The following is an 18,925-nucleotide window of genomic DNA, read 5'->3' as shown; positions in this document are numbered from 1 at the left end:
CGAATCGCAAGGCCCGGGGCCCCGGCCGTGCCGCCCGCGATGCCCGAGACGCCTACCGGAAGGAACACCCGATGAGCGACCCCACCCAGTCCCACGACGAGCCCGCTGCCGCGCCCTCCTTTCTCACCGTCGGCGAGGATGCCCGCCGGATCGCGGTGCGCGTCACCCCCGGACGGGCGACGCCCAGCCATCCCGGCATCCTGTGGTGCGGCGGCTTTCTCTCCGACATGCGCGGCACCAAGGCCGAGGCGCTGGCCGAATGGGGCGCCCGCCACGACCGGCGGGTGGTGCGCTTCGACTATTCCGGCCATGGCGAATCCGGCGGGGAGTTCGAGCAGGGCACCATCTCCCGCTGGGCCGAGGACGCGCTGGCGGTGTTCGACCGCGTCACCGAGGGCCCGCAGGTCGTGGTCGGCTCCTCCATGGGCGGCTGGATCGCGCTGCTGCTGGCCCGGGCGCTGGCGGCGCGCGGGGAGAGCGGGCGGCTGGCGGCGCTGGTGCTGATCGCCCCGGCGCCGGATTTCACCGAGGAACTGATGTGGAAGGCGATGCCCGAGGAGGTGCGGGCCACGCTGATGCAGGAGGGCCGCTGGGTGCGGCCCTCGCAATATGGCCCCGGCCAGGTCATCACCCGCGCGCTGATCGAGGACGGGCGGCGCAACCTGGTGCTCGGCGCGCCGTTCGCGGTCGGCTGCCCGGTGCGCATCCTGCAGGGCGTCGCCGATCCCGACGTGCCGTGGCAGCACGCGCTGCGCCTCGTCACCTGCCTCGCCGAGGACGACGTGGTGCTCAGCCTGATCAAGGACGGCGATCACCGGCTGTCGCGGCCGGAGGACCTCGCGCGCATCCTCGCCGCGGTGGCCGAAGTGGGGTGAGCGGCGGGGTCAGCCCGGCACGCGCAGGAAGACGATCTCGCTGGCGTCGTAGCGGCGGCGCTCCAGCTCCTCGAAGCCCTCCGGCGCGGTGAACGCCGCCTCCACCGCCTCCTCCACCACGACGAGCGCGCCGGGCGCCAGCCAGTGGCCGGCCCGCGCGCCCGCCAGCGCCCGCTCGGCCAGGCCCCTGCCATAGGGCGGGTCGCAGAACACCAGGTCGAAGGCGTCGCTGGCGAAGGCCTCGCCGAGCCTGGTGGCGTCGCGGCGGAAGATGCGGGTGATGCCGCCGACGCCGAGCGCCTCGACATTGGCGCGGATCAGCGCGCGCGGCTCCGGCGCCTCGTCGACGAACACGGCGAGCCGGGCCCCGCGCGAAAGCGCTTCCAGCCCCAGCGCGCCAGTGCCGGCGAACAGGTCGAGCACCCGGGCGTCGCCGGCGGCGTCGTCATAGGCATGGGCGAGCACGTTGAACAGCGCCTCGCGCAGCCGGTCGGAGGTCGGCCGCGTGGCATTGGAGGAAGGGCCGCGCAGCGCACGCCCCTTGAAGCGCCCGCCGACGATGCGCATAGCCGCACCCGTCAGCTACGCGGCGGACGCGGCGGCCGCCCGGAAGGCTTCCCTCCACCGGGCTTGCCGCCGGAAGGTCTGCCGCCTGCGGGCCGACCGCCAGCCGGTTTGCCGCCAGCCGGACGGCCACCGGGTTTGCCACCTACGGGGCGCCCGCCCGGCTTGTCGGCGAAGTTCTTGGCGCCATAGCTCTTGCCCGCGCCGCCCTTGCCGAAGGTCCGGGTGCCCGCCGGCTTGTCGCCGAACGACCTGCCGCCGGCCGGCTTGTCACCAAACGAGCGGCCGCCCGCCGGCTTGTCGCCACGCGGCGCGCGGTCCTCGCGGGGCGCACGATCGTCGCGCGCGGGACGCTCGTCGCGGGAGCGGAACGGGCGTGCGCCTTCGGGGCGCTCGCGGCGGGCGGGACGCTCGTCACCCTCCGGACGCGGCCGGAAGGAACGCGCCGGACGCTCGCCCTCGGGGCGCGGGGTGCGTTCGCGGAACGGACGCGCGCCCTGCGGGCGGTCGCCCTCGGGCCGCTCGCGCCGGGCGGGACGCTCCTCGCCTTCCGGACGGGGCCGGAAGGAACGCGACTGCTCGGATTTCACCCGGCCGCTATAGGGCCGGTTGCTGCCGGCGCCGCGGAACGAGCGGCCACCCTCGGGCCGTTCCGGCCGGGCGGGACGGTCACTGCGCTCGCCCTCGGGACGCGGGGCACGCTCGCGGAACGGACGGTCGGGACGCTCGCCGCGATCCGGCCGGTCGCCACGCGCCGGGCGATCACCGCGCGGCGCCTCGGCGCCGTCGGTGCGGCTGCGGAACGGGCGTTCGCCGGCATCACCCTCGGCGCGCGGACGCGCCGGGCGCGGGCCGCCGACCTTGCGGTCGCGGCTCGACGCCGCCCGGGCGGGCCGCTCGGTGGTGGAGCGCTCGCGGAAGGGACGCTCCTCGCGCGCCGGGCGGGCGTCGCCGGCATCGGTGGAAGGCTGATCGGGGCGCTTGCGGAAGGTGCGCTCGCCACCGCGTTCGCCGCGGGCGGCACCGGGGCGTTCGCCGGTCCGCACGCTGGCACGCTCCTCGTCGCGCCGCGCGCGGGCCGGGCGGATGGGGGCGTCCTCGGCCGGCGGCTCGGTGGAGCGCACGCGCTGCACCAGCACCTTGCGGCCCTTGCGGTCGGCAAGGATGCCGGCCTTCACGCTCTTGCCCTCGCCCGGCTCGGTGTCGATCGGCAGGCGGCGGTGGCGGTCCTCGGCGCCTTCCGGCTTGGCGTAGCGCGGCTTGGCACCCCGCTTGAGGGCGGCGCTTTTGGGCGCCTCGTCCTCGCCATGGTTGAACAGCGGCCCCTCGAAATCGGCCCCGGCCGTCTTGGCCAGCGCCTCGCCGAGCTGGTCGGCCAGCACGCGGGTGCGCACCTCCTCGGCCTCGCCCTGCGCCAGCTCGCCGAGCTGGAACGGGCCATAGGAGAGCCGGATCAGCCGGTTGACGTCGAGCCCGAGCGAGCCCAGCACGTTGCGCACTTCGCGGTTCTTGCCCTCGCGCAGCGCCAGAGTGAGCCACACATTGGCGCCCTGCACCCGGTCCAGCACCGCCTCGATCGGGCCGTACTGCACCCCGTCGACGGTGATGCCGGCGATCAGCGCGTCCAGCTTGTCCTGGGTGATGTCGCCCTTGGCGCGCACGCGGTAGCGGCGCAGCCAGCCGGTTTCCGGCAGCTCCAGCACCCGCGAGAGCCCGCCATCATTGGTGAGCAGGATCAACCCCTCGGTGTTGAGGTCGAGCCGGCCGACCGAGACCAGCCGCGGCAGGCCGGCGGGCAGGATCTCGAACAGCGTCGGGCGGCCTTCGGGGTCGAAATTGGTGGTCACCACGCCCTTGGGCTTGTGGTAGAGGAACAGCCGCGTGCGCTCCCGGTCGGGCAGCTTCACCCCGTCGACGGTGATCTCGTCCTCGGCGGTGACCGTGCGGGCCGGGCTTTCCAGCACCTCGCCATTCACCGCCACCCGGCCGGCGAGGATCCATTCCTCGATCTCGCGGCGCGAGCCGAGGCCGGCGCGGGCCACCACCTTGGCGATGCGCTCCGCCTCGCGCGGGCCCGCCTCCTCTGGCGCGGCCGGGCGGGCGGCGCGGGGAACGCGGTTGATTTCCTTGCGGGGCGGCGTGTTTTTGGGCATGGGGATTGATCCGGTCTCCGGGCGGCGGGTGCTAGCATGTCCTGCGGCATGAAGCGAGCTTTAGACGAGTAGGGCGTTGACGAGCGACAATTCCGACCCGGAAAACGCCGGCACCGGGCGGGCGCGCCGGGATTTCATGCAGCTCGCCCTCATCGAGGCGGCGCGCGCCGCCGCCCGCGGCGAGGTGCCGGTGGGCGCGGTGCTGGTGCAGGCCGGCACGGTGCTGGCCGCCGACGGCAACCGCACCCGCGAACTGGCCGACCCTACCGCCCATGCCGAAATGCTGGTCATCCGCACGGCGGCCTCCCGGCTCGGCAATGACCGGCTCGGCGACTGCGATCTCTACGTGACGCTGGAGCCCTGCACCATGTGCGCGGCGGCCATCTCCTTCGCCCGGCTGCGCCGGGTCTACTACGGCGCGTCCGACCCCAAGGGCGGGGCGGTGGAAAGCGGGGTGCGCTTCTTCGCCCAGCCGACCTGCCACCACCGGCCGGACGTGTATGGCGGCCTTGGCGAACGCGAATCGGCGGGCCTGCTGCGCGATTTCTTCGCCGGGCGACGCTGAACGGGCACCGGCCTCAGCCCAGCACCGCCTCCAGCCGGCGCTTCACCTCGTCCTTCACCGGCTCGGCCGCCTTCAGTATGGCGGCGGCGCGGAAGAAGTCGAGCACGCGGAAATCATGCACATTGGGGCGGATCAGTATGTCCGGCGCGCCCGCCTTCAGCTTCTCGCCGACGATCGAGGAGGCCATGATCTGCAGCGTGGCGAACATTGCCTCGAACGGCGCCGGCACGCCGCGCGTCTCATTGCCATGGCCGCCGGTGATGTCGACCGCGATCACCACATTGGCGCGGCTGAGCAGCAGGTCGAAGGGCAGCGGGTTCACCGCGCCGCCATCGACCAGCGTATGGCCGTCGAGCTGTACCGGGCGCATGAGGCCGGGAATGGCGAGCGAGGCCGCCACCGCCGGGCGGATCGGGCCGCGCGCGAAGGTGCGCTCGCAGCGCTCCCAGTAATCGGTCGCCACCACCTGCAGCGGAATGGACAGGTCCTCGAAATTTTCCGGCACCGCCTCCGGCAGGAAGCCGCCGATGAAGCGCTCGGCGTCGATCAGCACCGGGTTGCCGAGCCCGGCGCCGAACAGGTCGGCGATGCGCCCGACCCGCGCCGCCAGCAGGCGCTTCATCACCTCGCCGCGGTTCCTGAGAGTCTGGGTGACGAGATGGCGAATCTCGCGCGCGGGCATGCCGGCGGCATAGACGCTGGCGAACAGGGCGCCGATGGAGGCGCCCGCCATGGCGGTGGGGCGCAGGCCGAGATCGTCCAGCGCCTCCAGCACCAATATGTGCGAGAGACCGCGCGCCCCGCCCGAGCCCAGCGCCACGCCGAGCGTGGGCACGCCATGGCCGATCGCGCCCGGCACGGCGCTGCCGCCGGAGGAGATGACGGCGCTGCCCGCATTCTTCTCCGCCAGCCGCGTCCCGCCCTCAGCTTCTCTCGCATGCGGCAGCTCCGGCTGCGCGAGAGCGGCGTCGTCGACGGCGGTATCGGCCGCCGGTGCCCGGCGGCGCCGGCGTGAGGTGGAATCGTCCATGGCTTCGCCCATCTGCCCCGCGTGAGAGGCGCCTCCCGTGAGACGCACCGCTTCTGCCACGGGCTCGCGGCATTTGTTTGAACATGGGCACGGCGCCGCGGCGCCGCCAGTGTGCAAAGCGCGTAATCAATCGCGCCCGGCTCCCGCCCGCTCAGTCGTCCAGCGCCCGCCAGGCGATGTCGTGGCGGCAGAAGCCCTCCGGCCAGTCGATGCGGGCGACGGCGTCATAGGCCCGCTCGCGCGCCTCGGCGACATTGGCGCCCACGGCGGTGACGTTGAGCACCCGCCCGCCATTGGCGAGGATGTCGTCGCTGTCCTGGCGGGTGCCGGCGTGGAACACCTTCACCCCCGGCACGGTTTCGGCCGCCTCCAGCCCGCCGATGCGCGAGCCCTTCGGGTAGGCGCCGGGATAGCCCTTGGTCGCCATGACCACGCAGATCGCCGCGTCCGGCTTCAGCGCGACCGGCTGGTCCTCCAACCGGCCGGTGGCGACGGCGGCGAGCAGCGGCAGCAGGTCGCCTTCCATGCGCATCAGCAGCACCTGGCATTCCGGGTCGCCGAAGCGGACATTGTATTCGATCAGCTTCGGCCCGTGGGCGGTGATCATCAGCCCGGCGAACAGCACGCCGCGATAGGGGCTGGCCGCGTCCGCGAGCGCCCGCGCGGTCGGCTTGACGATCTCGTGCAGGGTGCGCCGCTCCATCTCGGCGGTGAACACCGGGGCCGGCGAATAGGCGCCCATGCCGCCGGTGTTGGGCCCCTCGTCGCCATCGAAGGCGCGCTTGTGGTCCTGCGCCGAGCCGAAGGGCAGCACCGTCTCGCCATCGACCAGGCAGAAGAACGAGACCTCCTCGCCGGCGAGATATTCCTCGATCAGGATTTCCGTTCCGGCGCCGCCCATGGCGAACACCTCATCGACCCCGGCCAGCGCCTCCTCCAGCGTCATCGCCACGATCACGCCCTTGCCGGCCATCAGCCCGTCGGCCTTGAGCACGATCGGCGCACCGTGGCGCTGGACGAAGTCCTTTGCCGGCTCAGCGTCGATGAAGCGGCCGAAGGCGGCGGTGGGAATGTTGTGCGCCTTGCACAATTCCTTGGTGAACAGCTTCGAGCCTTCGAGCTGTGCCGCCACCCGGCGCGGGCCGAACACCGGAATGCCCTCGGCGACCAGTCGGTCGGCGATGCCGTCCACCAGCGGCGCCTCCGGACCGACCACCACGAGGTCGATCTTCTCGGCGAGGCACAGGGTGACGATGGCGTCGTGGTCTTCCAGAGGCACATTCGCGAAGCAGGTGGCGAACTGGGCGATGCCGGGATTGCCCGGCAGCGCGAAGAAGGCGCCGATCTGCGGGCTCTGCGCCAGCTTCCAGGCCAGCGCGTGCTCGCGGCCCCCCGAGCCGAGCAGAAGAACGTTCATGCGGCAACCTCGATCTGCGGCGCCCCGGCGGACGCCTCGCTGAGCGTTTCGCCTAAACGTTCGGGCGGCGGCGGGCAAGGGGGAGAGCCGAATGGGGGGCGGAGCGGGGCCAATGACATCCTTCGAGGCGCGGGCGTTGCCCGCGCGCCTCAGGATGACGTCGCGCCGGGGCGGCATGCCAGCTTCGTCATGCTGAGGTACTGCCCGCAGGGCAGCCTCGAAGCACGCAGCCGGCCTCCAAACCCACTTCTCTACTCGTAGGCCAGCGCCACCACCGGGTCGAGCCCCGCCGCCTTGCGGGCGGGGAGATAGCCGAAGACGAGGCCGGTGAGGAAGGCGCAGGCGAAGGCCAGCAGCGGCGGCATGAGCGAGAGCACGATGGTCACGCCCATGCCCTCCAGCCCGAGCGCGGCGGCGAGGCCGAGCCCGACCCCCACCGCCCCGCCGACCGAGCACACCACCAGCGCCTCGGTGTTGAACTGCAGCATGATGTTGCTCATCCGCGCCCCGGTGGCCATGCGGATGCCGATCTCGCGGGTGCGCTCGGTCACGCTCACCAGCATGATGTTCATCACCCCGATGCCGGCCACCAGCAGCGAGATGGCGGCGACGCAGCCAAGCACCAGCGTCAGCGTGTTCTGCGTCTCCATCGCGGTCTCCAGGAACTGCGCGGTGTTGCGCACCTGGAAATCCTCCGTCTGGTGGCGCTCGGCGATGGTGCGGGTGATCGCCGCCTCCACCGCCGGAATGTCGCCGGCATCGGTCACCTTCACCGTCACCGAATTGAGGAACTGCCGGCCGAACACCCGCACGAAGCCGGTGGAGAGCGGCACCAGCGCCACGTCGTCCTGGTCCTGGCCGAAGGCGTTGGCGCCGCGCGGCGACAGCACGCCGATCACCTCATAGGGCACGTTTTTCACCAGGATGTAGCGCCCGATCGGGTCGTCGTCGCCGAACAGGTTGTGCGCCACCGTCTGGCCCAGCACCACCACCGGCGCATAGGCGCGCAGATCGGCCTGGGTGAACATCACCCCTTCGGCGATCGGCCAGTCGCGGGCGAGCAGATAATCCGGCGTGGTGCCGGTGACGGTGGTGAAATAATCGAGCGAGCCGAAGCGCAGCGTGTAGCGGCCGGAGCGGTCGGGCGCGATGGCGGCGACGCCGGGAATGTTCTTCAGCGCCTCGGCATCCTCGGGCATCAGCGTGGCGTTGTCGCCGGCGGAGCGGATGCCCGGCGCGCCGGGTCGCACGATCAGGAGATTGGTGCCGATCTGCGAGATGCGGTCGAGCACGCTCTGCTTGCCGCCATCGCCTACCGCCAGCATGGTGATGACCGAGGCGACGCCGATGACGATGCCGAGCAGGGTCAGCGCGGTGCGGAACAGGTTCGCCGTCATCGAGGCGAAGGCCATGCGCACCGCTTCCGCGAGATCCGGCACGAAGCGCGCCAGCCCGCCGCGCCGCGCCGGGCCGGTGCCGGGCAGCGGCGCGCGCGGCGGCTCGGCCTCCCGCCGCTCGTCGGAGACGATGCGCCCGTCCTGGAACCGCACCACGCGCCGCGCATGCGCCGCGACATCCGGGTCATGGGTGATGAGGATGACGGTGTGGCCCTCGGCATTGAGTTCGCCGAGCAGCGCCAGCACCTCCTCGCCGGAGCGCGAATCGAGCGCGCCGGTGGGCTCGTCGGCGAGGATCACCGGCGCGGCGTTCATCAGCGCGCGGGCGATCGAGACGCGCTGCTGCTGGCCGCCGGAAAGCTGGTTCGGCCGGTGCTCGCTGCGCTCGCCCAGCCCCAGCCGGGCGAGCAGGTCGTGCGCCCGCTCCTCCCGCGCCTCGCGCCCGGCGCCGGCATAGATGGCGGGAATGGCGACATTCTCCGCCGCCGTCAGGCTGGGCAGCAGGTTGTAGCGCTGGAACACGAAGCCGAACGCCGAGCAGCGCAGTTCCGCCAGTTCGTCGGGGTCGAGGTCCTCCACATCCACGCCATTGACGCGGTAGAGGCCGGAGGACACCCGGTCGAGGCAGCCGATGATGTTCATCAGCGTCGACTTGCCCGAGCCGGACTGCCCCATGATGGCGATGAACTCGCCGGGATGGATGGCGAGCGACACCCGGTCGAGCGCGCGCACCACGCTCTCGCCATTGGGGTAGATGCGGCTCACATCGACAAGTTCGACGATCGGCCGCAGTGCCTCGCCCGGCGACACCGGCGCCGGCGGGGAAAGGCCGTCGATGCGGGGGGCGATGTCGCTCATCGCCCGCCTCAGCCCAGCCGCGGCGGCATGCGCGGGCGCCCGCCGCCCGGGCGCGGCGCGGCCGCGGCGCCGGTGCCGAGGATGACGGTCTCGCCCGGCTCCAGCCCCTCCAGAATCTGGGTCTGGCTGCGGTTGGACAGGCCGGTCTTCACCGTGCGCTCCTGCGGCCCCTGCGGGGTCAGCACGCGCACGCTCTGGGTGCCGTCGCGCGCCGTACGCACCGCCGGGGTCGGCACCAGCGGCACGCCCTTGGCCTCGCCGAGACGGAAGAACACCTGCGCCGTCATGTCGGTCATCAGCATCAAATCGTCGTTCGGCACGTCGATCAGAACATTGTAGAGCACCACGTCGTTGACGATGGTCGGGGTCGGCTCGATCTGCCGCACCGTGCCGCGCCAGCGCCGGTCGGGCAGGCCGAGGGTGGAGAAGGAGGCCGGGGTGCCGACGGTGACGCGCGGAATGTCGCCCTCCGCCACCTGCGCGGTCACCGTCATGGTCTGCAGGTCGGCGATGCGCAGCACGATGGGGGCGGACTGGTTGGCGTTCAGCGTGCCGCCCTCGCGGGCGGTGATGGAGACGACGGTGCCGTCCATCGGCGCGTAGATCTTGGTGTAGCCGAGATTGGCGAGGTCGCCGTCGAGCGTCGCCTGGGTCTGTGCGATCTGCGCCTTCAGCGCGTCGATCTTGGCCTCGCTGATGCGCTCGGTCGCCATGGCGGCGTCGGCGGCGTCCCGGCTGCCGGCCTGATTCTTGAGCAGTTGCTGGGCGCGCCCGTTGCGCAGCTTGTCCAGCGCCAGCTGAGCCTCCGCCTGCGCCAGCTGGGCGCGCAGATTGTCGAGGCTGGCGCGGTCGCCGGCGACGCGGGTCTGGTAGACGGTGGGGTCGATCTCGGCCAGCAGGTCGTCCTTCTTCACCAGGTCGCCGACCTCGGGATGAATGGTACGCAGCTGGCCGGAGACCTGTGTGCCGACATCGACATAGGTCTTGGGCTGCATCTTGGCGATGGCGGTGACGTTGGTCTCGATGTCGCCAAGCTCGACCGTGGCGGTCTGCAGGGCGGGTGCCTGCTGCGGCGCGGTGCCTTCGGCATAGTAGAAATAGCCGCCCCCGGCGAGCAGCACGGCGGCAAGCAGCCACGGCCAGCGCCGGCGGCGCCGGCGGCGCGTCGTCTTCTCACCCGTCCAGCTGCTTTCCGACTTCTGCAACATCGCGCCACCGCCTCCTCGATAGCTTCAAGGCGTAAGGCCTAAGTCACGGCGTATAAAGTGAATTCGCGGTAATGATGGGGCTCGGGCGAAGATTGGAAAGGTTCCAGCGGTGCGCGCGCCACGCGGCACCCGCAAGGCCCGCCCCCGGGCCGGCATTCATGCCCGGAGGCCGAGGGCAGTAGGCATGGCCGGGACCAAAGCCGGCTTCTCCCCCGGCCTAGGAATCCGTCGGCCGGTAGTCGCCGGTGGCGGGGTCGCGGCGCAGCGTGGCGCGGCTGTCCAGCGTGCCGGCCTGCTCGGCCCGGCGCCGGGCGTCGAGTTCGGCGTTCACGCGGCGCGATTCGCGCGACAGCACCTTCACGAGGGCGGCGGCGCCGAAGGCGCCGAGGGCGATCACCAGGACGGGCGGCATGGGCGTGGTTCCAGGCAAGGGAGCGGCCCGGGCGTGTCAGAGCCCGAAGCGGCTCCATAATGCGCGCTCCTCTGCGGCGGAAATGAGGGCTTGCGCCGCCCCGGCGCCGATCTCGGCCGCCGGGCCGCCGAGGCCACCCGGGCCGATCCCCACGCCGGGCGAACGGCGGCCGAACAGGCCGGGCTTCACCTCGATCAGCGGGGTGCGCACCTGCTCGCCATAGCGGGCGCGCAGGAAACCGCGCAGGTCGCCGATGCTGTCCACCAGCCCAAGGGCCTGCGCCTGCGGCGCGACCCAGAACTCGCCGGAGAACAGCGTGTCGTCGTCGCCGGAGAGCACGTCGCCGCGCCGCTCCTTCACCAGCCCGACAAAGCCGGCATGGATTTCCTGCTGCAGCGCCTTCAGCCGTTCGATGTCCTCGGCCTTTTCCGGCTGGAACGGGTCGAGCATCACCTTGCGGGTGCCGGCGGTGTAGACCCGGCGCTCGATGCCGAGCTTCTCCAGCGCACCGGGAAAGCCGAAGCCGGCGCTGACCACGCCGATGGAGCCGAGGATCGAAAAGGTGTCGGCGACGATCTCGTCGGCCGCGCAGGCCAGCATGTAGCCGCCGGAGGCCGCGACATCCTCGACGAAGGCGATCACCGGCAGTTGTTTCTCCTGCGCCAGCGCGCGGATGCGCCGGTAGACCAGGTGCGACTGCGTCGGCGCCCCGCCCGGCGAGTTGATCACCAGCGCCACCGCCTTGGCGCCCTTCGTCGCGAAGGCGCGGTCGAGGGTCTTCGCGGTGTTGGCGAAGGTGATGCCCGGGCGAAACGGGCTCGACATGCCGATCGCCCCGTTCAGCCGCACCACCGGCACGACGGGCGTGCCGCCGCGCAGCTTGGCGGGCAAGAAGGGATCGAGACGGCGGCGGAAATCGGCGAAGAAGGATGAGTTGGCCATGCCGCTAGAGATAGGGTGCGTTGGCCCTTCGCTCAATGCGTTCTCGCACGGCAAGATGACGCTTCGTCAGTCCGGCCCGATCGCTCCGCCCGCGCGCAGCACATGCTCGGCCGCCGCGCTCGGCCGTCCGGCGTCGTCGGCCAGCACCAGGACGGGCAGGAAGACCGGCGGCGTGCGGCGTCCCTTGGTGGCGCCGATCAGCAGCCGGTGCGCCGGAGCGGAGGGAGCGGGATGCACCGGGCGGATCGTCACGCTTCCGAAACGGCCCTTCAGTCCCGCCAGCAGCGCCTCGATCGCCTCCGGCCGGTGGATCAGAGCCAGCCGCCCGCCCGGTGCCAGCAGCCGCTCGGCGGCGCGCAGCCAGGTCGCGACATCGGCATCGGCGACCATATGCGCCAGCGCCCGGCCGGCATCGGGTGAGGCGCGGTGGCGGCCGGGGTCGTTGAAGGGCGGGTTCATCAGCACCAGGTCGGCCGCGCGGGCCGCCGGAAATTCCGGTCCGGAGGGCCGGCCGAGGGTGGCGACATCGGCGCACACCACGGCCACCCGTCCGGCGAGGCCGGGCCGCTGGCGCGCGGCGTTGCGGGCGGCGAGTTCGGCGAGTTCCGGGACGATCTCGACCAGCGTCGCCATGGCGGCCGGCACCCGCACGGCGAAGGCCAGCCCGGCGGCGCCGACCCCGGCACCGAGATCGACCGCCCGCCGCGCGCCCGACGGCGCGCTGGCCGCCAACAGCATCGCATCGTGCCCGGCGCGGTGGCCGCGTGCCGGCTGCAACAGCCGCAGCCGGCCGCCGAGAAACGCGTCGTCGGTCAACGCGTCATCGGGCAACATCGTGCCGGGTGAAGTCTTCTCGGGCGGCGCGTTGTCGGTCAGCGCCGGATCGGCCGGCGCCGGCTCCCCCGTGGGCGCGCCCACCGTGCCGCTCACCCGTCGACCAGCGCGGCGCCGAAGCCGGCCTGGTTCAACAGCGCCCGCGCCCGGTCCTCCTGGTCGCCCTCCACCAGCAGCCGGCGCGGCAGCAGGCCGATCGAGCCCTCCATCACACTCATGTGCTGGTCGAGCACGAGATGGCCGATTCCCGCGCTGTCGAGCAGGGCGGCGACCGCGGAAATCAGGACGATGTCGTTGCTTCGAAGCAGTTCACGCATGGCGGCATGATGCCACGATCGCCATAAAAGCGCAGTCCCGCGCGCCATGTGGCTTTCCCCTTGTCCCGCGATTACGCTATTGCGGGGGCAAAGGGCGCCATTGTGCCCGGCGGAGAGAGGCGGTAGTGCCGCGTACGGCGCCGCTTGCCGAAACCGCTGGCGGTAATAGTGTGCCTTCGCTTGGTCAGAACCGGAATCGATCCGTGTCCGTCGTGTTGCCGTTCAATCCTATCGCCGAAATGGCGCCCGAACCCTCCCTCGAAGGTATCGTCACCCTCGTGCAGGCCGATATGGGGCGCGTGAACGCGCTGATCCTGTCGCGCACCGGCTCCGAGGTGACGATGATTCCCGAGGTCGCCCAGCATCTCATCTCGTCCGGCGGCAAGCGGCTGCGGCCGATGCTCACCCTCGCCACCGGCGCGCTGAGCGGCTATGAGGGCGACGGCACGGTCAAGCTGGCCGCTTCGGTCGAGTTCATGCACACCGCGACATTGCTGCATGACGATGTGGTCGACGACAGCGAGATGCGCCGCGGCAAGCTCGCCGCCCGCATGCTGTGGGGCAACGAGGCCAGCGTGCTGGTCGGCGACTTCCTGCTCGGCCAGGCCTTCCGCATGATGATCGAGGTCGGCAACATGCGGGCGCTCGACATCCTGTCCACCGCCGCCGTGGTGATCGCCGAGGGCGAGGTGGCCCAGCTCGCCGCCGCCAAGAACATCGCCACCGACGAGGAGGCCTATCTCGCCGTCATCCGCGGCAAGACCGCCGAGCTTTTCGCCGCCGCCTGCGAGGTCGGGCCGGTGCTGGCCGGGCGGAGCGAGGCCGAGCAGGCCGCCTGCCGCGCCTATGGCATGAATCTCGGCATCGCCTTCCAGCTGGTCGACGACGCGCTGGACTATGGCGGCTCGCAGGCCGATCTCGGCAAGAATGTCGGCGACGATTTCCGCGAGGGCAAGATCACCCTGCCGATCGTGCTCGCGGTGCGGCGCGCCGACGAGGCGGAGCGGGGCTTCTGGCGCCGCTGCCTCGAACAGAGCGAGATCGGCGAGGGCGACCTCGAGCGCGCGCTGGCGCTGCTCACCCGCCACGGTGCCATCGGCGAGACGGTGGAGCGCGCCCGGACCTATGGCGCGGCGGCCAAGAAGGCGCTCGACGGCTTCTCCGCCGGCCCGGCGAAGCATGCGCTGCTCGATGTGGTCGATTTCTGTATCTCGCGGGTGCGGTGAGCGCTCACCCGCGCGGCGCGAACACGATGAGCGCCGCGCCGGCGAGGCAGACGGCGCCGCCGGCAAGGTCCCAGCGGTCGGGCCGGAAGTCCTCCACCGCCCACAGCCAGACCAGCGACGCCGCGACATAGACCCCGCCATAGGCGGCGAAGGCCCGCCCGGCCGCGGCCGCCTCCACCTGCGTCAGCGCCGCCCCGAAGGCGAGGAGGCTCACCGCGCCCGGCACCAGCCACAGGGCGGCCGCCCCGTTGCGCAGCACCGCCCAGAAGGCGAAGCAGCCGGCGATTTCCAGCAAGGCCGCCATAGCGAAGAACAGGGCGGTGCGCATCGTCTCTCCCTGGTTTCGCGGCTCAGCCCAGCACGGTGGGCTTGACCCACCAGGCAGGATGGGCGCCGGCGATCCTCTTTGCGGCCGCGGCGGCGGCACGGCAATCGTCATAGAGCGCGAACATGGTGGCGCCCGAACCCGACATGCGCACCAGATGTGCGCCCGTCGTCGCCCGCAGCGCCGCCTCGACCGCGCCGAGCACGGGCGCCAGCGCCCGGGCCGGCGGTTCGAGATCGTTGGGCTCGGCGGCGAGCCAGTCGAGGAGCGCGTCCCGCGCGGCGCCGGCCGGCACCGGCGAGGCATGCCCCCGCCATGTCCCCGGAGCGAGGGAGAGCGCTCGAAACACGTTGGCGGTCGGCACCGCCACGCCGGGATTGACCAGCACGGCGCCGAAGCGTGGCAGTTCCAGCGGGGTGAGCGCCTCGCCCCGCCCCTGCATCAGGCACGCGCGCCCGTCGAGGCAGGCCGGCACGTCGGAACCGGTGGCGAGCGCGGCCTCGAACAGCCGGGGATCGTCCGCCCGCAGAGCGTTCGCCCGCGCCAGCAGCCGCAGCGCCGCCGCCGCGTCGGCCGAACCGCCGCCGAGGCCCGCCGCCACCGGCAGCCGCTTGAGGAGGGTGAAGCGGCCGAGGGCGAGGCCCGGCACACGCGCCGCCAGTTCCCGCGCCGCGCGGATCACCAGATTGTCGGCGTCGCCGGCCAGGGTGGCGGCGCCGGGACCTTCGAGGCCGAGCCCGAGCCCGCCCCCCGGCGCGAGCGCCAGCCGGTCGCCCGCGCCGGCAAAGGCGACGACGCTCGACAAATCGTGATAGCCGTCCACACGCCGGCCGAGCACCCGCAGGGTGAGGTTCACCTTGGCGGGCGCACGCTCGTGCAGCAGCGCGGGACGGGGCGAGAATTCGGCGCACATGGAACCGCTTATGCGACGCGCCCACGTCGCCGGCAAGCTGGCCCGCAAGCGCGCCGGCAAGCGCGCCACTGCACCGCTTCGCATCGCCGGCTTGCGTCGAAAGCCGGTTTGGCTGTATAAGCACGTCATTCAACGATCTCACAAACGATCATCTGGTCGGTTGAGAGTGGGTTCCGACGCCGGGGCCCGCTCTTTTTGCATTGCGGATCGTGCGGCGATCCGACGAGGACGATGAGCGAAACCGAAGCCAACGCCACTGAAGCCCAGGCGACTGACGCCAACGATCTGCCCGAGGGCCGTCTCGACGAGCCACGTCTCGTCATCGAGGCCGGCCCCGCCGCCCGTGTCGCCGCCATTGTCGGCCCGGTGCTGCAGGGCCTCGGCTTCCGCCTGGTGCGGGCGAAAATCTCCGGCGGCAGCCCGCCGACGCTGCAGATCATGGCCGAGCGCCCGGACGGCTCCTTCGGCATCGACGAGTGCGAGACGGCGAGCCGCGCCATCTCGCCGGTGCTCGACGTCGAGGACCCGATCACCGGCGCCTACAATCTCGAAATGTCCTCGCCCGGCATCGACCGGCCGCTGGTGCGGTGCTCCGATTTCCAGCGCTGGGCCGGCCACGATATCAAGGTCGACATGGCCGTGCCGGTCGGGGGGCGCAAGCGTTTTCGCGGCATCCTGGTCGGCGCGAAGGGCGCGGAAGCCGGGGGCCAGGAAGCCGGGGGCCAGGAGGCGCTGTTGCGCCTGCCCGACGCCCCGGCCGGCGCGCCCGACACCGTCGCCCTGCCGATCGCCGATATCGGCGAGGCGCGCCTGGTGATGACCGACGCGCTGATCCGCGAGGCGCTGCGCCGCGACAAGGCGCTGCGCGAGGGCGCCGGCATCGACGAGGACGACATCGACACCGCCGATATCGGCGAGGTTCCGCTCGACGACGAGGGGGACGACCTGACGGACGAGGAAGCCGCTGAAGCCGATGATGGCGGCGGCGTGCTGCGCGTCCCGCCGAAGAAGAAGCCGGTACGCGGCAAGCAGAAGACCCAACCCCTGCTGAAGCCCAAGGGCGCCGCCAAGCCCGGCAAGAAATCCAACGCCAAACGCAAATCCCATGCGAAGGAGACGCATTGATGGCCGTCGTCAGCGCAAACCGGCTCGAACTGCTGCAGATCGCCGACGCCGTCGCGCGCGAGAAATCGATCGACCGGGGCATCGTGATCGCCGCGATGGAAGACGCGATCGCCAAGGCGGCGCGCTCGCGCTACGGCGCCGAGACCGACATCCACGCCGAGATCAACCCGCGCACCGGTGAACTGCGCCTCGCCCGCCACCTCCTGGTGGTCGAGCAGGTCGACAATCCGGCGATCGAGATCGAGCTGGCCGGCGCGCGCCGGCTGAACCCGGCGGCGCAGATCGGCGATTCCATCGCCGACACCCTGCCGCCCTTCGATTTCGGCCGCATTGCTGCGCAAAGCGCAAAGCAGGTCATCGTGCAGAAGGTGCGCGAGGCCGAGCGCGACCGGCAGTATGACGAGTTCAAGGACCGCATCGGCGAAATCGTCAACGGCGCGGTCAAGCGCGTCGAATATGGCAATGTGGTCGTCGACCTCGGACGCGGCGAAGCCTCGCTGCGCCGCGACGAATTGCTGCCGCGCGAAGTGTTCAAGACCGGCGACCGCATCCGCGCCTATGTCTACGACGTGCGCCGCGAGCAGCGCGGGCCGCAGGTCTTCCTCTCGCGCACCCATCCCCAGTTCATGGCCAAGCTGTTCGCGCAGGAAGTGCCGGAGATCTATGACGGCATCGTCGAGATCAAGTCGGTGGCCCGCGACCCCGGCTCGCGCGCCAAGATCGCGGTGGTCTCGCGCGATTCCTCGGTCGATCCGGTCGGCGCCTGCGTCGGCATGCGCGGCTCGCGCGTGCAGGCGGTGGTGAACGAGCTGCAGGGCGAGAAGATCGACATCATCCCCTGGTCGCAGGACGTCGCGACCTTCATCGTCAACGCGCTCGCCCCGGCCGAAGTGGTCAAGGTGGTGCTCGACGAGGACCGCGAGCGTATTGAAGTCGTGGTCCCGGATGCCCAATTGTCGCTTGCGATCGGCCGCCGCGGCCAGAATGTGCGCCTTGCCTCCCAGCTCACCGGCTGGGACATCGACATCATGACCGAGGCGGAGGAGAGCGAGCGGCGGCAGAAGGAATTCGCCGAGCGCACGAAGGTGTTCGCCGAGGCGCTCGACCTCGACGAGATGATGGGCCAGCTCCTCGCCTCGGAAGGCTTCGCCTCGGTCGAGGAAATCGCCTATGTGCCGCTGAACGAGCTTGCGTCCATCGAAGGCTTCGACGAGGACACGGCGCAGGAACTGCAGAACCGCGCTCTGGCGCATCTGGCGCAGGTGGAAGCCGAGTTCGACGAACGCCGCCGGGCGCTCGGCGTCGAGGACGCGCTGCGCGACGTGCCGGGCGTCACCTCGCCGATGCTGGTGGCGTTCGGCGAGAACGACATCAAGACGGTCGAGGACCTTGCCGGCTGCGCCACCGACGACCTGGTCGGCTGGACCGAGCGCAAGGACGGCGAAGTGGTGCGGGTGGCCGGCGCGCTGGAAGGCTTCGAGCTTTCCCGCGAGGAGGCCGAGCAGCTGGTCATGCAGGCCCGCGTGAAGGCCGGCTGGATCAGCGCCGAGGATCTCGTGGCCGCGTCCGATGCCGAAGCCGAGACCGAGACGGTCGAGCAGGACGACGCCGGCGAGAGCCAGGCCTGAACGGCCGGTTCCACGCGGCTTCACACGGCGCGACACAATTCGTCGCGGCTTCGGGACCGGAGGAGTGGACCGGGAGATGGCAGCGGTGACGGACGAGACGACGCCCCTCGCCGCGGGCCCGGACGGCACCGGCGCGGAGCGTGGCGCACCCGATGCCGGGTTCGCCGATGCGGGTGCGGCCGATGTCGGGCTGACCGACGCCGGCCTGCCCGATGCGGGCCGCGCGCCCACCCGGCTGTGCATTGCCAGCCGGACGGTGCGGCCGGTGGAGGAGATGCTGCGCTTCGTCGTGGCGCCGGATGGCACGGTGGTGCCGGACATCCACGCCCGGCTTCCCGGGCGGGGCGCCTGGGTGACGGCACGGTCCGCCGCGCTGGCCGAAGCGCTGAAGAGGAAGGCGTTTTCGCGCGCCTTCCGCGGCAAGGGACGTGTCGATGCGGCGCTGTCCGACCTGGTCGGGCAGTTGCTGGAGAAGGACGCGCTCGCCGCCCTCGCCCTCGCCAAGAAGGCGGGGCAGGTGGTGACCGGCAACGCCAAGGTGATCGAGGCGCTGCAGAGCGGGAAGGTCGCGGTGCTCATGCATGCGAGCGAAGCCGCCCCAGACGGGGCGGGAAAGCTCGACGCGCTGGCGCGGCGGATCGGTGAGGCTGCCGGGCGCGACATTGCCCGCATCGACAGCCTGCCGGGGACACAATTGGACTTGGCGCTGGGGCGGGCAAATGTGGTACATGCTGCGCTGCTCGCGCATCCGACGAGCGCGGGGTTCCTCGCGCGCATGAAAAGGCTCGAAGGCTGGCGCGCGGATTAAGCAGGCTGGCCGACGAAAGTGGGGCCTTTCCGCATGAGGCGGAAAGGTACAGGAACGGATACCGAATGACCGATACGAAGAACCCGGGCGAGAAGACGATGGGCGTCGGACAGGGCGGCAAGACCACCCTCACGCTCAAGCGACCTGTCGAGCAGGGCGTCGTCCGCCAGAGCTTCAGCCATGGGCGGTCCAAGTCCGTCGTGGTGGAGAAGGTGAAGCGCCGCGTGCTCGGCCCGGGCGACAAGCCCGAGGCGCCGGCTGCGGCCGCGCCCGCTTCGCCGCCGGCCGCCGCTCCCCCCGCCCCGCAGGCCGCCCGGCCGCCGCAGGC

The 18,925-nt window shown here is 71.7% G+C and carries 19 protein-coding genes; 7 read left to right on the top strand and 12 right to left on the bottom strand.

Translation table 11 applies throughout. From position 1 onward, the window contains the following. Positions 1-71: 71 nt before the first annotated feature. Complete coding sequence (locus KHC23_RS02525) at positions 72-875, top strand: alpha/beta hydrolase (protein ID WP_213369163.1); 804 nt, start codon at positions 72-74, stop codon at positions 873-875. A gap of 9 nt (positions 876-884) precedes the next feature. On the opposite strand, the gene rsmD is transcribed toward KHC23_RS02525, so the two are convergent. Further along, positions 885-1,442, bottom strand: coding sequence for a 16S rRNA (guanine(966)-N(2))-methyltransferase RsmD (gene rsmD, locus KHC23_RS02520; protein ID WP_213369161.1), 558 nt, complete (start codon positions 1,440-1,442; stop codon positions 885-887). A gap of 11 nt (positions 1,443-1,453) precedes the next feature. Then, the gene (locus KHC23_RS02515; protein WP_213369153.1) at positions 1,454-3,592 is read right to left on the bottom strand and encodes a pseudouridine synthase; all 2,139 of its coding nucleotides are present in this window, start codon (positions 3,590-3,592) and stop codon (positions 1,454-1,456) included. A 136-nt stretch (positions 3,593-3,728) separates the two neighbouring features. Between KHC23_RS02515 and KHC23_RS02510 the strand changes: the two genes are divergently transcribed. Further along, on the top strand, positions 3,729-4,157 hold the full coding sequence (locus KHC23_RS02510; protein ID WP_213369745.1) for a nucleoside deaminase: 429 nt from the start codon (positions 3,729-3,731) through the stop codon (positions 4,155-4,157). 13 nt (positions 4,158-4,170) lie between these two features. On the opposite strand, the gene KHC23_RS02505 is transcribed toward KHC23_RS02510, so the two are convergent. The 8 genes from KHC23_RS02505 to KHC23_RS02470 form a co-directional block, all read right to left on the bottom strand. After that, the gene (locus KHC23_RS02505) at positions 4,171-5,187 is read right to left on the bottom strand and encodes a patatin-like phospholipase family protein (RefSeq protein WP_246544094.1); all 1,017 of its coding nucleotides are present in this window, start codon (positions 5,185-5,187) and stop codon (positions 4,171-4,173) included. A 151-nt stretch (positions 5,188-5,338) separates the two neighbouring features. Further along, entirely contained in the window at positions 5,339-6,604 is a 1,266-nt protein-coding gene (gene purD / locus KHC23_RS02500; protein WP_213369149.1) for a phosphoribosylamine--glycine ligase, read from the bottom strand. A 251-nt stretch (positions 6,605-6,855) separates the two neighbouring features. Continuing rightward, on the bottom strand, positions 6,856-8,793 hold the full coding sequence (locus tag KHC23_RS02495) for a MacB family efflux pump subunit (protein WP_213369744.1): 1,938 nt from the start codon (positions 8,791-8,793) through the stop codon (positions 6,856-6,858). A 74-nt stretch (positions 8,794-8,867) separates the two neighbouring features. Then, entirely contained in the window at positions 8,868-10,067 is a 1,200-nt protein-coding gene (locus KHC23_RS02490) for an efflux RND transporter periplasmic adaptor subunit (protein WP_213369147.1), read from the bottom strand. A gap of 217 nt (positions 10,068-10,284) precedes the next feature. Beyond that, positions 10,285-10,479: a hypothetical protein gene (locus KHC23_RS02485; RefSeq protein WP_213369145.1), complete on the bottom strand. Its 195-nt coding sequence runs from the start codon at positions 10,477-10,479 to the stop codon at positions 10,285-10,287. Between the two features lie 36 nt (positions 10,480-10,515). After that, on the bottom strand, positions 10,516-11,421 hold the full coding sequence (locus KHC23_RS02480; protein ID WP_213369143.1) for a S49 family peptidase: 906 nt from the start codon (positions 11,419-11,421) through the stop codon (positions 10,516-10,518). 66 nt (positions 11,422-11,487) lie between these two features. Beyond that, positions 11,488-12,255, bottom strand: coding sequence for a tRNA1(Val) (adenine(37)-N6)-methyltransferase (locus KHC23_RS02475; protein WP_213369742.1), 768 nt, complete (start codon positions 12,253-12,255; stop codon positions 11,488-11,490). Between the two features lie 92 nt (positions 12,256-12,347). Next, entirely contained in the window at positions 12,348-12,572 is a 225-nt protein-coding gene (locus KHC23_RS02470) for a putative signal transducing protein (RefSeq protein ID WP_213369141.1), read from the bottom strand. A 239-nt stretch (positions 12,573-12,811) separates the two neighbouring features. Here KHC23_RS02470 and KHC23_RS02465 point away from each other — a divergent pair, with 239 nt between their 5' ends. Further along, positions 12,812-13,798 carry a polyprenyl synthetase family protein gene (locus KHC23_RS02465; RefSeq protein WP_213369740.1) on the top strand — a complete coding sequence of 329 codons (987 nt, stop codon included), beginning with the start codon at positions 12,812-12,814 and terminating at the stop codon, positions 13,796-13,798. Between the two features lie 4 nt (positions 13,799-13,802). On the opposite strand, the gene KHC23_RS02460 is transcribed toward KHC23_RS02465, so the two are convergent. Together KHC23_RS02460 and KHC23_RS02455 are read right to left on the bottom strand one after the other, a co-directional pair. Next, a complete protein-coding gene (locus KHC23_RS02460; protein WP_213369139.1) occupies positions 13,803-14,126 on the bottom strand; it encodes a YnfA family protein in 324 nt (107 codons plus the stop codon). 22 nt (positions 14,127-14,148) lie between these two features. Next, positions 14,149-15,036, bottom strand: a complete 888-nt coding sequence (locus tag KHC23_RS02455) for a 4-(cytidine 5'-diphospho)-2-C-methyl-D-erythritol kinase (protein ID WP_213369137.1) — start codon at positions 15,034-15,036, stop codon at positions 14,149-14,151. A 231-nt stretch (positions 15,037-15,267) separates the two neighbouring features. Here KHC23_RS02455 and rimP point away from each other — a divergent pair, with 231 nt between their 5' ends. The 4 genes from rimP to KHC23_RS02435 form a co-directional block, all read left to right on the top strand. Beyond that, positions 15,268-16,161 (top strand): ribosome maturation factor RimP, encoded by an 894-nt coding sequence (rimP, locus tag KHC23_RS02450; RefSeq protein ID WP_213369135.1) that lies wholly within the window; start codon positions 15,268-15,270, stop codon positions 16,159-16,161. Beyond that, complete coding sequence (nusA, locus tag KHC23_RS02445) at positions 16,161-17,789, top strand: transcription termination factor NusA (protein WP_213369133.1); 1,629 nt, start codon at positions 16,161-16,163, stop codon at positions 17,787-17,789. The genes rimP and nusA overlap by 1 nt, the downstream gene beginning before the upstream one ends. A 76-nt stretch (positions 17,790-17,865) precedes the next feature. Next, positions 17,866-18,597: an RNA-binding protein gene (locus KHC23_RS02440; RefSeq protein WP_213369131.1), complete on the top strand. Its 732-nt coding sequence runs from the start codon at positions 17,866-17,868 to the stop codon at positions 18,595-18,597. A gap of 65 nt (positions 18,598-18,662) precedes the next feature. Further along, positions 18,663-18,925 (top strand): translation initiation factor IF-2 associated domain-containing protein (locus KHC23_RS02435; protein WP_213369129.1); only part of this gene is annotated, 263 nt, incomplete at its 3' end.

Origin of the sequence: Ancylobacter dichloromethanicus (assembly GCF_018390645.1) — a bacterium.
Taxonomy (GTDB): domain Bacteria; phylum Pseudomonadota; class Alphaproteobacteria; order Rhizobiales; family Xanthobacteraceae; genus Ancylobacter; species Ancylobacter dichloromethanicus.
This window is presented reverse-complemented; position numbering and strand designations above follow the sequence as displayed.